Genomic DNA, 15715 nt, shown 5'->3' with positions numbered 1-15715 from the left:
AAATCTAAAACCTCTTTTTACGAAAAGCTTCACTGTTTTTTTTGATTAATATATTTTATTTGGAAGAGTTATGTTTGTATAGTGTTTTACTTAGTTATTTTAGGTATTTATAAACAGGGAAAAAAATATAATCTCATAAAAAAATGCAATTACTTTTTTAAAGAATTTAGAGAATGTTTTTTAATTTCTAATTAAACTAAAATGACCAGTTCTTTTTTTTATTTCATCTTTATAATTAATTAGTATAATATTAAACCAATAATCATTTGATGGTATTAATTTTCCATTATATGTTCCATCCCAACCAATATCATTTATTGTAAATTTAGAAATTAGTTTACCAAATCTATTATAAATACTAATTATACCACTTTTATAATAACTATTATCTAGTCCTTTAATTTGCCAATAGTCATTTTTTCCATCACCATTTGGTGTGAAGTATTTAGGAAAACTAATTAATGAAATTTCAAAATTGAGAGAACCACATCCTTTCAAATCATCAATCTCTAAAAAATAATTACCACCTTCTAAATTTTCAAAATTAGCATTACTTTGATAGTTGTATATTATATTAGATGTTGAATCTAAAAGCCTAAAGACATAATTTCCCAAACCTAAATTAGAGTTATTAATTTTAATATAATTATTGTCTGAATCATCTTTAACTTCAATATCATTAATATTTATTGTAGATAATGATGATTCGTTAATAAATATTTGTTTTTCTTCAGAGTTACAGCCGTAAATAGACGTTGCAATTACATTATAAGTTCCTCCTTTTGTTATATCTATATAAGGATTTGTACTAATAGTTTGGTTATTTTCGTTTTTCCAAATATATGTATAATTTCCATTGGGATTTTCTACCGAAATTGGTAATGATGTGTTTTCTGACATACAAATAGTAGCTTCATCAACTAAATTGAAATTAGGTTTTCCTCTAACAATAAAATCAATTGTTGTTTCTTCAGAACAAACATCATAAACGGGGTTTTCTAACCGAACAGTAATTGTTTGTGACGTTGTGTAAAAAGGGTTTGGTAAAGGACTTGGTAAGGAGTTATTATTCTCATCAAAATAGGTGACAATTAAACCTGTTTGAGTGCCTAAAATTGTATTTTGAATGTTTGATGTATCAAAACCAACAATACCATCAAAATCATCATCACATTCTTCTTGTGGTAAAATAGGATTTGCAATTGGTACAGTATTTACCATAAAATTGATTGTAGTTTCGTCATAACATTTACCATCTAAATCTTTAGAGTTTGTGTTTTCTACTCTAACAGTAATATTTTGAGTTTTTGTTATAAAAGGATTTGGTAAGGGGCTTGATAATTGTGAGTTGTTTTCATCAAAATAAGTAACAGTAACATCTGTTTGACTACCTATAATTGTATTTTGAATTGTAGATGTATCAAAAGAATAAAATCTATCTCTATCATTGTCACATTCTGGGTCGATTGTAACAGGATTAGCTATTGGTGCTTTTTCTACATTCAATGAAATATGAGCACCTAAACCTAAGCAGTCGTTATCAAATTTACTATCTACTCTTATAAAAATGTTTTGTTGATTTGGGTAGCCTATATTTTGATAATTTGTTATATCAGTTATTGCATTTTCTTCAGCTAAAGCATCATCTTCATTTCTATAATAATTGATAATTAATTGTTGACCAGTTGGAAAAATATTTTCAATATCTGAAGTTACTGAACTAAAATCAAAAGTAGCAATGCCATCAGCTGTATTTGTGCCATCATCACAGTGATAAAATGAATTTAATAATGTTGACGGGATTTGAGTTGTAGAAACAAATAGATTTACTTCACTTACTCTATAACATCCGTTTGAGTTTTCTACTCTAGCCCAAACTTTATCTACACTTACAATTTCGTTTTTATAGGTTGTAACATCAGTTATTGAAACTCCGTTATTTTCAGCATCTATTTTTTCTTCATAAAAAGTGATGGTATAATCATCAGAATTTGTAATAATTTCTTCTTTTACTTCATTTAAGTTGAAAAAACTAAATCCGTTAATATCGGAATTGTCACATTGTTTAAGTTCTACAATTGTATTTACATTAGGTAATTCAATTACTTCTATGTTAAAAAGTGTTTGCCCAGATTTATCAGTATCTGAAAAATGCTCTGCCTTTATATAAATTGTTTCTTTTTGTGAAGTATTTTTATGTTTTTTTGGATTAGTAATAGTATCTGTTAATGCTGAATCTCTGTAGTATGATATTTGGTAATCTGATAAAGGTTCATTAATCAAAATTTCATTTTCTCTTTCTGTTAGGTCGAACTCAATAAGGCTATCAGAATCAGATCCTACAGAAGTATTATCACACAAAGATAAATTTGAAATATTATCATTTATAGTTTTACCTAACCTGATACCACAACTTTCATTAAATTTAGTTATAGTACCATCTCTTCCATTTACATCTCTTGCATTAATAATATGTCCAAAGTTTATATAGTCAACAGTAGAATCCGTATAAAACCATATATTCCTACTTATATAATAATTATCATTACTATCTTTAAAAAAACCACTTATTCTATCTGAAGGAAAAACTCTTTCATCATTTATTCCATTACTTATTATACGATCTAAATTTCCATCTTTATCATATACTGCAATAAAATAATCGCTTGTATTTAGAGATATGTTTTGATTGTTACCATCAGCACTTAAAAACTCTGCATTAGCAACATTACTATTGAATGCTCTTAATGTACCAACTACAGCAATTTCTTCATCGGCTTTTATAACTTTGTAACCGGTTCCAGAATATGTATGGGCTGCACCTTTTATCCATTCACAAATACCATCAGTATTAATTTTTGCAATAAAAAAAGTACCAACATTTTCAGAAGTAGTGGATCCATCTGCGTTTTCAAAAATTTGATTTACATTTTTTCTCCAACGATCATTTGATCCTGTTATATAAGAATTTCCTTGTTCATCTACAGTTGTAGACCAAGCTTGTACTCCATTAATTTCAGAATCATTTAAAAGACTTTTTACTTTCCATAAAAATTGTCCATCTTTATCAAATTTAATTAAAAATGTTTTAGTTGGATTACCGCTCCAATTAATAATATTTGGATTATTTATTTTTCCAGCAGAATATATTTCTGCATTCGAACTACAATATCCAGTTACATAAATATTATTATTTTTATCACTTCCAATATCTATTAAAAATTCACTATTTGACCCGCTAGTTTTAATAGCTGTATACCATAGTAATTCACCATTGGGATTAATTTTTATTATACCCCTATTTGGATAATTAAAATTATTACCCATAACTTCAAAGTTTTGTAAATTATCAGTAATAGCTCCATTTAAATAAAAATTAAAGGTATTGTTAAAGTAAATATTAACATCTCCACTCAATAAAATATTATCTTCATTATCTATATTTATTTTTTTACTATAAACATTATTAATAATAATGTGCCACAAAATTTCACCATTTTCATTAAGCTTAACTATGAAACCACCATATAAGGAATTGGTTGAGTTTTTTAAAGTTAACTCTGTGCCCTGAGAATCAAAAAAAGTACCATCAATTGAATGCCCAATAACATATATATTTCCTTGTTTATCTTCGGTAGATCCAAACATTACATCTCTATATGAATTACTGTTTTTTTCAGTATATACAATCCATTTAAGATTTCCATTATAATCGTGCTTTGTTAAATAACTTCCATCTTTATCCTTTAGATTGTTGTAAATATTATTGTCATTTGAGCCGAAGGTTTGTTTATTGTATTGCCCCGTCGTTAAGAAACCACCATTCACCTCTTTTAAATCTGTTGTTTCAGGGTCGTGATATCCAGGAAATTCATTATTATTATATTGTCCATTATATATGTCAATTCCGTTATTAATTAGTGTCCAACAATCGTTATTGTTCTGAGCATTTAAAGGAAAATAAAAAAGGGAACAAAAAAATATTAAAATTAAACGCTTTTTCATAGCACACAAAAGTATTAAATTTTACCCCAACCAACCATCTCTATCTAAGCTTCTATACTGTATTGCTTCTGCAATCTGATTAGGAGAAATATCTTTAGAATTAGCTAAATCGGCAATGGTTCTAGATACTTTTAAAATTCGATCATAAGCTCTTGCAGAAAGGTTCAGTTTTTCCATAGCAGTTTTTAAGAGTGTTTTGCTTTCTTCGGATAATTTACAAAACTCACGAATCTGTTTTACATTCATTTGTGCATTATAATGTACGTTATCAAGATTTTTAAAACGTATAGATTGTAGATCTCTAGCCAATGTAACTCGCTTTCTAATTTCTACCGAAGATTCTCCTTTTCTTTCTTCTGATAATTTTGAAAAAGGAACAGGAGTAACTTCTATATGAATGTCGATTCTGTCTAATAACGGGCCAGAAATTTTACTTAAATAGCGTTGCATTTCTTGAGGAGAAGAGGTCATAGGTGAGTTAGGATCATTAAAAAATCCACTCGGGCTCGGATTCATACTGGCAACCAACATAAAACTACTCGGGTAAGTAACGGAAAATTTTGCTCTAGATATGGTAACTTCTCTATCTTCTAATGGTTGACGCATTACTTCTAAAACTTCTCTTTTAAATTCTGGCAATTCATCTAAAAATAAAACTCCGTTGTGAGATAAAGAAATTTCTCCTGGTCTTGGGTATTGTCCTCCGCCAACAAGAGCAACATTAGAAATTGTATGATGTGGGCTTCTAAAAGGACGTTGATATAGTAAGCCCTCATTTTTAGTTTTTCCAACCACAGAATGAATTTTTGTGGTTTCTAAAGCTTCATGTAAAGTCATTGGTGGTAAAATTGACGGTAATCTTTTTGCTAACATTGTTTTACCTGACCCCGGAGGGCCAATTAAAATAATATTATGACCACCAGCAGCAGCAATTTCCATACAGCGCTTTATAGATTCTTGTCCTTTTACATCAGAAAAATCAAATTCTGGGAAATCGATGTTTTTATAGAATTCTGCTCTTGTGTCTACAATTGTGGGTTTAATTTTTTCATCATCATTAAAATGATTGATAACTTCCATTATATTTTCTACACCTAAAACTTCAAGATTATCAACAATAGCAGCTTCTTTGGCATTTTCTTTTGGTAGAATTAAATATTTAAAACCTTCTTCTCTTGCTTTTATTGCAATTGGTAAAGCACCCCTTATGGGTTGCAAACTTCCATCTAAAGAAAGTTCTCCCATAATTATATATTCATGAATATTCTCTGAGTTTATTTGATTAGATGCTGCTAAAATTCCTATGGCTAAAGTTAAATCATAAGAAGCTCCTTCTTTTCTAATATCGGCAGGAGCCATATTAATAATAATTTTCTTACCAGGAAGTTTATAATTGTTATTATTTAAAGCTGCGGATATCCTGTAAGAACTTTCTCTAACAGCATTGTCTGGTAAGCCAACTAAATGGTAACCAATTCCTTTATCTATATTTACTTCTACAGTTATTGTAGTTGCCTCAATACCAAAAACGGCAGATCCATAAACTTTAACAAGCATTCTTTTTTCTTTAAAGATAAAGAAAATTAATGAACATTAGGTTTTGGTTGCTTAAAGTTGATAGGATCCCATCTAGTAAGATCATATTTTTGTAAAAAGCCTTTTAATAGATTTTCATCTCTATAAGTTTTGTAATCATCGTATATAAAACGAGTAGATTTAGTAGTAAGGTTTGTGTTTGTAATGTTAAATTCTCCGCTATCAATATCTTCAAAAGAAACAGTAGTAAATTTGTAGTTTTCTTTTAGTTGAAGGTTTTTCTTAATAGAACTATATGAAGGGTTTTTGTTAGTTTTAGATTGAAAATCAACAGTATAAATACTAATAGGAGAAAAAGATTTGTTGGTAGTTTTTTGTTGAGAAAAACAAAAACTACCAACAAATAATATTATAAATAAAGTAGTATATTTTTTCATAATTACAGTATTTCTTGTATAAAGGTACTGTAATTAATTGAAAAATAAAACTTTAAGCAGAATTTCTACTCGCGTTAATATTACCAAATAAAGAACGCATTACCATTTTTTCATAAACTTCTATTTCTTCAGAAGATCCTTCAGTTTTTTGAAGTTCTTGAATTTTCTTTAGAGCATATTGTTGTATTGTTAATAAAGGTAATACAATTTGTTCTCTAATTTCTATGGATGCTTTACCTACAGGGAAGTTTTCCATTAACTCTTCTTCTCCAGTAAGTTTTAAAAGTAATCTTTTAGTAGTTTGGTATTCTTTAAAAATTAGTTTCCAAAATTCTCCAAATTCAGGGTCTTCTGCCATATAAGAAGTTAATCCAAAGAAAGATTTGGTTAAACTCATCATACTGTTTTCTAAAAGGGTTCTAAAGAAATCTGATGAATGGTAAAACTCAACAACTTCATCAAACTTACCTGCGTCTTCATATTTTTTTAAAGCAGTACCAACACCAAAGAAACCAGGTACATTTTGTTTTAACTGACTCCAACTACCAACAAAAGGAATTGCTCTTAATGCAGAAAAGTCTAGAGTATCAGAATTAGAACGTTTACTAGGTCTACTACCTATATTTGTCTTCGCATAGTATTTTAAAGTACTCATTTTTTCTAAGTACGGTAAAAACTGAGGATGATTTTTAAAGTCTACATAAGTTTGGTAACTAGTAGATGCCATGTCATTTATTAATTCTCTATGGCTTTCATTTAATTGATCTTTAGTAAAAACATCATTTTTTATACCAGAACTTATTAATTGCTCTAAGTTATATTGAGAAGAGTTTTGTGTACCGAAGTTAGAGCTAATCGTCTGACCTTGTATAGTTAATTGTATTTCTTTGTCTTCTATAGTTGGTCCTAAAGAAGCGTAAAATTGATGTGTTTTTCCTCCTCCACGAGCAGGTGGTCCTCCACGTCCATCAAAGAAAACAACTTCAATATCAAATTCTCTAGAAATTCTAGTTAAAGCTTCTTTTGCTTTAAAGATACCCCAATTTGCCATTAAATAACCACCATCTTTTGTTCCATCAGAAAAACCTAACATAATAGTTTGTTTGTCTTTTCTTCTAGTTAAGTGGTATCTATAGGTTTTATTAGAATATAGAGTACGCATAACTTCTTCCGCATTTTCTAAATCTTCTACGGTTTCAAAAAGAGGAATTACATCTACAGGTAATTCATTTTCGAAACCACATAAGTTTAACATTGCAAATGTTTCCATTACATTTAATGCAGTTTGGTTGTTACTAATTATGTAACGATTTGCACCTCTTTCTCCATTTCTTTGCTGAATTTCTTTTAAAGCATAAATAGATTCTATTGTTTTTACAGAAGTTTCGTCTGTTAAAACATTAGGGTCAATATTACCTTTTACAACAGATAAAATATCTACTTGTTCTTTTTCTGAAAGGTTTAAGTAGTTTTCTGGGAAAGTAGTATCGCCAATTTCATGTAAATCTTTTACAATTTGTATAAATGCTTGGTGATGTACTCTACTATCTTGTCTAATATCTAAAGTAGCAAAATGGAAACCAAAGATTCTTACTTTATTTATAAAATCATTTAATTCTTCTACAAATAAAGATTGATGTTCGTTTACAATAATTTCTCTTGCAGCATACAATTCATCCAAAAGTATTTTTTGAGAAAAATTAACTTTTGTATAACTTCTAACTACATGTTTGTATAATCTTTTCTCTAATCTTACCAAAATATCTTGTACACCATCAAAAGTAAAACGTCTTTTTAAACGTCTTACATCTCTATAATAGTTTCTTAAGATAGTTTGACGCAATCTTTCTGCAACATCTAAAGTAATTTTAGTTGTTACAAATGGGTTACCATCTCTATCTCCACCAGGCCAAAAACCAAGTTCTATAATTTCATTATCGATTGGTTCTCCATCATAAATATGATGTTGAATATAGTTGTATATCTTTGGTACAGAATGATAAAAAACATGCTCTAAATACCAAATTAAACTTACAGCTTCATCAAAAGGTGTTGGTTTTTCTTTTTTATAGAAAGGTGTTTTACCTAATTGAGCTAATAATTTTCTAATTAAAAGTAAATCGTCATTTTGTATAGCTTCATCTAAATCTGTAATGATACCTAATACTGTTCCTGGATAAAATTGTGTTGGATGCGCAGTTAAAACAATACGAACTTTAAAGTCTTCTAAATGCTTTTTTAATTCATCCATTTTGTTACTTAAAGAAGAAACCTCTTTAGAATTTCTTAGAGTACCTATCCCGTCCATATTATTTACTACCGGAAAGGCAGCATCTTCAACAGCATCAAACAATACTACTTGGCGTTCTATAAATTGGATAAAACGAAAAAGTAAATCTGTTTTTTCTTTTTCTGTAAGAGTTTCTTGATATTTTTTAAAAAAGTGATCTACAATTTCTGTAGGATTCTTTTCTAAATCAAAACCTGCTTTACAAACTTTATGAAGTAGTGGTAATAAAACCCCAGTGTCATCAATGGTATCAAAAGGAAGAGTTGTGAAAATACTGTTGTAAATTTGATATTTAGACAGTACATTTTCATTAAATCTTTCTAACTTAGGTAAATTGTTCATAGTGTTAATGATTTTACGGAAATAAAATTACAAAAAAGGCAAAGGATAAAACCTACCTTTTTAAGAATAATTTCTTATTTATTTACGAAAACGATATAAATATCGTTAATTTTTAGGAATATGTTATTTTTTAAATTCATCTATTGGTTTTATCTCTGTTTAAATATAGTAGTTTTATTTAATTTGTAATAAAAGTGTTTTACAAATTTAAAGATTCTAACTTTTCAACTAATTTTTGATCAGAAGGTCTTGCTGCATTTGCATTGATTATATTTCCTTTTGGGTCGATTAAAATGAAGCGAGGAATTCCTTTAATCATATAATCTTCAACAAACTTAGATTCCCAATTATTATCAGCAAATAATTGTATTCCTTTTAATTCTTTGTCAACAATCATTTTTTGCCATTTTTCATGGTCTTTTATTTTATCAATAGAAATACTCATAAACTCTATATTTTTATTATGGTATTCTTTTTCTAACTTTTTTAAAGACGGAACTTCTGCAATACATGGTCCGCACCAAGTTGCCCAAACATCAATATATAAATATTTTCCTTTTAAATCTTTTAAAGAAGTTGTTCCGCCAGCATTGTTTTCATAGTCAGTAAATGTAGGAGAAGGGCTACCTTCTGCTAAAGCTTTTAATTTATTATAAGAAGTAGTTATTATTTTGTTGTTTTCTTCGTTTGTAGAATTTTCAGAAAAAAGTGTGTAGTACTCTTCTAAATCGTTGGTGTAAGTAATTCCGTATTTAGCATTATCGTATAATAATTTATTTTTGATTTTACTATTTTCAATTTTAGAAACTGTTTTTAAATAAGAAATATCGTACGGAATGGAATCTTTTTTAGATATTATATTTGATTCCTCACTTATTTTATTGCTAACTAAACCTCTATAGCTTGTAGAAAAAATAAAATCATTTTCGTTATCTAAATCGATATTTTTTAATTCGTCTAAGAAATTTTCAGAAGCTTTAAAACTTCTATCTTTAGAATAATATCCATGATAAAGAGGGTATTGGTTTAAAGTAGATAAATAGGTGTAGTTAATGTTTTTAAGTTCAAGATTTTTAAACCCTTTTGGTATGCTAGTTGTTTTAGTTAACAAATCTTCTTCGGCAGTTTTTATTTTTAAGATATGTGCTTTAAAATTTTCTTCATCTTTTAAAAACATTTCTTTTCGATCACCAGTTGCAGCTGTTGAAACTTGTTGTTTGTCAAATAAATATTGATTAATAAGACTCTCGCTACCAGAAAACTGTATAGTAGAATCTTTCTTTTGTGCATTATATTCAATATTTAAACCAGCTCCTTTAGAGAGGTAAAGATCTATATAAGCCTTGTCGTTACGTAAAGCATAAAAATTGCTAGTAGTTTTTATGGTATCTATAAAATTTCCGTCTTCTGTTAGGATTATTTCTGAAGCTTTATCCATTGTAAATTGATTATAAATGGTAACTGTTTTAGAATTAGCATTTTCAATTTTACCAGAAATAACAGCATAATCTACTGTTTTTTCTATTTCTGGTTTACAAGATACTATAGAAATAAATGCAATTAATAGTAATAGTTTTTTCATGATTGAGAGATTTTAGGGTTTTACTGAAATTTTTAGAAGTGTCTTATTTGATTCTTTTTTATAAAAACGATTGTCTTTTCGGTGATTAATGATCCAAATAATTTCATCATTATTAGAACAAAGCAACCAAATATTTTCTTTTTCTAAAAGTGAAAATTTTTCGTCTTTAAAATATTTACTTAACTTCTTTTTACCTGTCATACCAGAAGGGTAAAAGAAATCGCCATTTTTCCATTTTCTAATTTTTAGCGGAAAATCTAAACTTTGTTTATCAACGTAAATAGTTTGTTTGTCTTCTGCATATTTTTTTCTTACTTCCTCAATTTTTAAATGAATAGGGTTTGTAATTGCTATTTCATTTTCTTCAATAATAAAAGTTTTATCTTTAGAAATCTTCTTTTCTTGTTTGCTTAAAACTAAGTAATTTCTGTCTTTTAATAAAACATGTGTTTTAGAATAAATTCGTTTACCAGATTGAGCGGAAAGTAAGTTGTAAACATCATTCCATTCTGTAAAATTATAAGCTGTTAAAAGTTGGTATAAATATGCTTTTGGGTTTGATGTTTTTTCTAATTCTTTAATATCTAATTTTAAAAAACTCTTTTCTTTAGCTATTATTTTTGATGAAACATCACTAATTTTATCTTCTATAATTTGCTGACTTTCCTTTAAATGTTCTGTAGTTTTAGAAAAAGTTTCTAATAAACTAGGATTTATTTCTTTTAAAACCGGGATAATAAGATGTCTAACTTTGTTTCTTGTGTATTTTGTAGATGCGTTACTTTTATCTTCTCTCCAATCAATATTATTTTCTTTTGCAAACGTTTTAATTTCTTCTCTAGAAAATGGTAATAAAGGGCGAACAATGTTTCCGTTAATTTCCGGGATTCCGGTTAAACCGTCTAAACCAGTTCCTCTTGTTAGATTAATTAAAAAAGTTTCTAAATTATCATCTGCATGATGTGCTGTTAATAGATAATCAAAATCATGTTCTTCTATCAGCTCGTTAAACCAATTATAACGTAAGTTTCTAGCCGCTATTTGTGTAGATTGTTTATTGTTTTTTGCAAACTGAATGGTATTAAACTGAGTTGTAAAAACAGGAATGTTGAGGTTTTTACCTAAGTTTTTTACAAAATATTCATCTAAATTACTTTCTGTTGCTCTTAAATTAAAATTGCAATGTGCTAAAGAAACATCAAAATTTAATTTTGATAAAAGGTGTGTTAAAGCAACAGAATCTACTCCGCCAGAAATAGCAATTAGTAGTTTCTTATCCTTTAAAAAAGGAAGGTTATTTATAATGTAGTTTGATAGTTTCTGAAGCATTTTTGAGTTAAATAAGAAGATTAAACTTGTTTTTTTAACCACTTTCTAATCTCTTTCCTTAAAGAAACTTCTGGTTTTGGTAATGGAATTGTTTTACCAAACTGCTTACTTCTATTAAATTTAGAAAACGTAATTTTTAGTTGTTTCCACTCTGTAGGATATAACTCTAAAAATTGATTGAACATATTTTGTTCGTTTGGTTTTTCATCTAAACTTTCTAAAACTTTTTTAAATTTTTCTTCTTGGTCAATTATCATTTAGTAAATATAAATTGGTTTTTTTATTCTTTTATAGCTTTGTAAAAAACTTGTTGCAATTTTGGTCTAATATTTAGGTTGTAAATGTTTCTATGATTTCTATTCGGATAAACTCTGTTTGATAAGAAAATAAAAATCAAATCATTTTTAGGATCTGCCCAAACAAAAGTTCCTGTAAAACCACTATGGCCAAAACTTTCTGCACTAACTTCTGGAGCAGGATAAGATTTTTTGATAGATAATTTAGCATTGTTTATAGAAGGTTTGTCAAATCCAAGACCTCTTCTGTTATCATTTTCTGGATATTGAATTTTAGTAAATTCTCTTAAAGTGTTTTCAGAAACGTATCTTTTACCATCATAAATACCGTAATTAGCATACATCTGCATCACTTTTGCTAAATCTAAAGCTGTACCAAATAAACCGGCGTTACCAGAAATTCCGCCTAAAAGTGCTGCATTTTCATCATGAACCCAATTTTGCGTTAGTGCTTTTCTAAAAAGAGAATCTACTTCTGTGGGTACAATAAGGTTCTTAAAATTTTTGGTTTTTGGTCTGTAGCCTAAAGTGCTTGATGTTAATGGCAAGTAAAAATTTTCTTGTAAATAATCTGTGTAATTTTCTCCTGTAATTTGTGTTATTAAATCAGGATAAATTAAAAAGCTTAAACCAGAATATTTGTACTTTTTTATATCAGAAACTTTAGATCTATTAATTTGTCTAAACATTTTATTTTTAAATCTGTTTTTAACAAAAAGATCATCGTAAGCTTCATTTTTATACTTTTTACTTGTTTTATTTTTAATAAAACGTTTTTTTATTTTTCCGTTTTTCTTTAAAACTCCACTTAAAAAAACGATGTAAGGATTTAATCCTGCTTGGTGAGCTAAAATTTCCCTTATAGTTAAGTCTTTCTTGTCTTTTTTACCTTGCCAAGGTTTCCAATAATTGCTAAAAGGTTTGTCTAAATCTAATTTTCCTTCGCTATGTAATTTCATTAGAGCTGGTAAAGGACCTATAATTTTTGTTACTGAAGCCAAATCGTAAATATCATCTAAATTTACTTTTTGTAAACTATCATAAGTATGATATCCGTAGGCTTTATCAAAAATAATTTTATGATTTTTTGCTACTAAGAGTCTGGCTCCAGGAAAAGCTTCTTTTTGTATTCCTAAATTTATTATTGAATCTACTTGAGAATAAATGTAAAGAGAATCCATATTTACTTCTGATGGATTCCCGTACGTAAGTTTTTGGTTTTGAGCGTTTGTAAAGCTAGAAATAAATGTAATTAAGAGTAAACTTAATGTTTGTTTAAACGATAACATGTTTTAAATGTTTTTGAAGGATTTAGGTTTTTGTAAAGAAAAGCCTAATTTAGCAAGAATTTAGCAAAACATACTTCATTGCTTTCGCTTTTAACAAACATTCTTCGTATTCTTTTTCTGCAACTGATTGTGCAGTAATTGCTCCACCAACCGAATAAGAAATGTATTTTCTTTCTTCGTTATATAAAATACTTCTAATAATTACGTTAAAATCGAAATCATTTTCTGGTGTAAAATAGCCGATTGTACCAGAATATAAGCCGCGTTTTGTATCTTCTAAGTTTTCTATAATTCTCATTGCAGACACTTTAGGAGCTCCCGTCATGCTTCCCATTGGGAAAGTGCTTTGCAAAATATCTATAGGGTGTGTATCTTTTTCAACATCAGAAACTACTGTGGAAATTAATTGATGCACTTGTTTAAAAGAATATACTTTGCATAATTCTTCTACTTTTACGCTTCCTATTTTTGCAGTTTTAGATAAATCGTTTCTTACCAAATCTACAATCATTACATTTTCTGCTCGTTCTTTTTCATCGCGAACCAAATCATTGGCAATTTGTTCATCATCAAATTTACTAACCAGTCTTTTAGCAGTACCTTTTATGGGTTGAGAAATAATTTTTAAACCTTCTTTTTTAATATATCTTTCTGGCGATGCACACAAGGCATATTTATCATCAATTTTTAAAAAAGAGGCAAAAGGAGGTTCGGAAATTTTATTTAAATGTTTGTAAACTTCAACAGGATTTATGGTTGTGTTTTCCGCATAGAACTCTTGGCAATAATTAGTTTCATAGATATCTCCTTGCTGTATATGTTCTAATATTTTATTGATTTTAGCATGATATTCGTCTTTATGAACTCTCAGCTTTATTTTTATTTCTGAACTTTCTTTTTCTATATTATTTTTTTCTTCAAAGTTTTTAATCTCTTTAAAATCATCATCAATTTCATCATCAACCATTCTTAAATACTTAAATTCAACAGAATTATTATTGATAAAAATTAATTTTTTGGGTTGAAAAAAATACAAATCGGCAAAGTTTAATCCATCAAAATTATTAGAAGTAAGTTGCTCTACATCATTTTTAACATCATAAGTAATGTAACCAAAAATATAATCTTTTGTAATAGATTGGTATTCTTTTAACTTCTTAAAAGCATTGTAATAATCGGTTTTTATAGAAGTAAAATCATCTGCCGCTAAAGCACAATTAAAGCTGCTGTATTTTTGGTTGTAGTTGTTAGAGTCTAACCAAATTACAGTTTCAAATTGTTGAGACCAAGACAATAAGTTTTGTTTGAATTGATAGATATTTTTAACAGAAAAAGTACGAAGTGTTCTTTGCATATAGAAAACAAAATTACAAATCTTATTTGTTAGAAAGTGGTATTTTTAAACTGATTCCTGTTTGTAAATCTGGCGAGTTATTTAAATACAAATCTTCCTTTATATAAAGGCTAAAACTATAATTTTTTCTTCCGTAAGTATAAATCCAGCTCCAAGCAGATTGATATTCGTACAATTTTTCGAAACCATTTTGCCAACCAGAATGTATTTCTTGCCAAAGGCCAACCAATTGGTAGTAAGAGGCTTCTTCTTTTTTACTAAAACGAGTTTGAATTTGATAATTTACAGCTATAGAATGGTAATTTTTCCTTTTTGTGTATTTCGTATATTCAAACATTGCTTCTAAACTTCCAAGAAATTTATTGTTACCAAAATTGACTAAATTTTCTTTAAAATCAATCATGTTTTTTCTTAAAATGCTAGAACCAAAAGCACTTCTAATTTCAGATTCATTTTTCAAAGTCCATTCTTTAGTAATGTTTCCAGAAATACCAATATCTATTGACGGATTATATTTAGAAGTATTTAAACCTAAATGAGAACCAAAATTTACAAAAATATTTTTCTTTTTTAGGTTGATAAAATTAGGATAATAAAAATGATTCAACTCAATTCCTGCAAAAATAAACTGTCCGTCACGCAAAGACATTTTATTGCCATTTCTATCTTGGTAATTAACATTTACTTGATTAAAACCATAATATTTTCTACCAAAAGGATCTTCTCCGCCAGCAATATTACTATGAAACCATTCTAGAAATTCATCACCTGTAAATATAGAAAAAGGATATTTTCCTTTAGAAACTAAATAGGAGCGAAGTGTAATTCCTAATTCATGATTTTTACTAATTTGAGTATTATAATCTATTCTTAAGTTTTTAAAAACTGCATCAATAATAATACTTTCGTAATTGGCAGGTGTGGTTTCTTGGTCTTTATAAAAATGTCTGTCATACCAAATTATATTACTCATTTCTTGTCTTGTAGATGCGTCTTTTGGAAGATACATTTCTACAAAAGGATGAAAAGTGTTTGCGCTAGCATAAGAAATATTTAGAGTTAATTTGTCTGGCGGACGAATTTTAAAATTCTGATTTATTCTAGAAGAAAACATCCCAAAATGATGAATTGGTAATAAGCTAGGTTTATCTATTCCGTTTTTTAATGAAATAGAATCTTGCTTTTGTCCCAAAGAAAAAAGAGAGACAAACAGTAATAAAAAGAAGAAGTTCTTTTTTAGCATTTTGTAAAAATA

10 protein-coding genes are annotated in these 15715 nt (G+C 28.0%); all 10 read right to left on the bottom strand.

Annotation, left to right across the window (positions count from 1 at the left end; translation table 11 throughout):
- Positions 1–180: 180 nt before the first annotated feature.
- The 10 genes from ACJJVY_RS13165 to ACJJVY_RS13120 all read right to left on the bottom strand — a co-directional run bounded on the left by ACJJVY_RS13165 (position 181) and on the right by ACJJVY_RS13120 (position 15703).
- Positions 181–4005, bottom strand: coding sequence for a T9SS type B sorting domain-containing protein (locus tag ACJJVY_RS13165; protein ID WP_405609519.1), 3825 nt, complete (start codon positions 4003–4005; stop codon positions 181–183).
- Between the two features lie 21 nt (positions 4006–4026).
- Positions 4027–5562, bottom strand: a complete 1536-nt coding sequence (locus ACJJVY_RS13160) for a YifB family Mg chelatase-like AAA ATPase (RefSeq protein ID WP_405609515.1) — start codon at positions 5560–5562, stop codon at positions 4027–4029.
- A gap of 26 nt (positions 5563–5588) precedes the next feature.
- Entirely contained in the window at positions 5589–5978 is a 390-nt protein-coding gene (locus tag ACJJVY_RS13155) for a hypothetical protein (RefSeq protein WP_405609512.1), read from the bottom strand.
- A 52-nt stretch (positions 5979–6030) separates the two neighbouring features.
- Positions 6031–8610: a phosphoenolpyruvate carboxylase gene (locus ACJJVY_RS13150; protein WP_405609509.1), complete on the bottom strand. Its 2580-nt coding sequence runs from the start codon at positions 8608–8610 to the stop codon at positions 6031–6033.
- A 199-nt stretch (positions 8611–8809) separates the two neighbouring features.
- A complete protein-coding gene (locus tag ACJJVY_RS13145; protein WP_405609506.1) occupies positions 8810–10192 on the bottom strand; it encodes a TlpA family protein disulfide reductase in 1383 nt (460 codons plus the stop codon).
- A gap of 12 nt (positions 10193–10204) precedes the next feature.
- On the bottom strand, positions 10205–11521 hold the full coding sequence (gene tilS / locus ACJJVY_RS13140; RefSeq protein ID WP_405609503.1) for a tRNA lysidine(34) synthetase TilS: 1317 nt from the start codon (positions 11519–11521) through the stop codon (positions 10205–10207).
- A 20-nt stretch (positions 11522–11541) separates the two neighbouring features.
- Positions 11542–11778, bottom strand: coding sequence for a hypothetical protein (locus ACJJVY_RS13135; RefSeq protein ID WP_405609500.1), 237 nt, complete (start codon positions 11776–11778; stop codon positions 11542–11544).
- 23 nt (positions 11779–11801) lie between these two features.
- A complete protein-coding gene (locus ACJJVY_RS13130) occupies positions 11802–13106 on the bottom strand; it encodes a serine hydrolase domain-containing protein (RefSeq protein ID WP_405609497.1) in 1305 nt (434 codons plus the stop codon).
- A 49-nt stretch (positions 13107–13155) separates the two neighbouring features.
- Positions 13156–14460, bottom strand: coding sequence for an anthranilate synthase component I family protein (locus ACJJVY_RS13125; protein ID WP_405609494.1), 1305 nt, complete (start codon positions 14458–14460; stop codon positions 13156–13158).
- Between the two features lie 22 nt (positions 14461–14482).
- The gene (locus ACJJVY_RS13120; protein ID WP_405609491.1) at positions 14483–15703 is read right to left on the bottom strand and encodes a hypothetical protein; all 1221 of its coding nucleotides are present in this window, start codon (positions 15701–15703) and stop codon (positions 14483–14485) included.
- Between the last annotated feature and the right edge of the window lie 12 nt (positions 15704–15715).

This window comes from Polaribacter sp. Asnod1-A03, assembly GCF_045063585.1.
GTDB lineage: Bacteria > Bacteroidota > Bacteroidia > Flavobacteriales > Flavobacteriaceae > Polaribacter.
This window is presented reverse-complemented; position numbering and strand designations above follow the sequence as displayed.

Excerpts from the sequence above, each read along its gene's own strand:
- ACJJVY_RS13155 (WP_405609512.1), bottom strand. The coding sequence starts at position 5,978 with ATGAAAAAATATACTACTTTATTTATAATATTATTTGTTGGTAGTTTT.
- ACJJVY_RS13130 (WP_405609497.1), bottom strand. The coding sequence starts at position 13,106 with ATGTTATCGTTTAAACAAACATTAAGTTTACTCTTAATTACATTTATT.
- ACJJVY_RS13135 (WP_405609500.1), bottom strand. The coding sequence starts at position 11,778 with ATGATAATTGACCAAGAAGAAAAATTTAAAAAAGTTTTAGAAAGTTTA.
- ACJJVY_RS13125 (WP_405609494.1), bottom strand. The coding sequence starts at position 14,460 with ATGCAAAGAACACTTCGTACTTTTTCTGTTAAAAATATCTATCAATTC.
- ACJJVY_RS13150 (WP_405609509.1), bottom strand. The coding sequence starts at position 8,610 with ATGAACAATTTACCTAAGTTAGAAAGATTTAATGAAAATGTACTGTCT.
- ACJJVY_RS13120 (WP_405609491.1), bottom strand. The coding sequence starts at position 15,703 with ATGCTAAAAAAGAACTTCTTCTTTTTATTACTGTTTGTCTCTCTTTTT.
- ACJJVY_RS13165 (WP_405609519.1), bottom strand. The coding sequence starts at position 4,005 with ATGAAAAAGCGTTTAATTTTAATATTTTTTTGTTCCCTTTTTTATTTT.
- tilS (WP_405609503.1), bottom strand. The coding sequence starts at position 11,521 with ATGCTTCAGAAACTATCAAACTACATTATAAATAACCTTCCTTTTTTA.
- ACJJVY_RS13160 (WP_405609515.1), bottom strand. The coding sequence starts at position 5,562 with ATGCTTGTTAAAGTTTATGGATCTGCCGTTTTTGGTATTGAGGCAACT.
- ACJJVY_RS13145 (WP_405609506.1), bottom strand. The coding sequence starts at position 10,192 with ATGAAAAAACTATTACTATTAATTGCATTTATTTCTATAGTATCTTGT.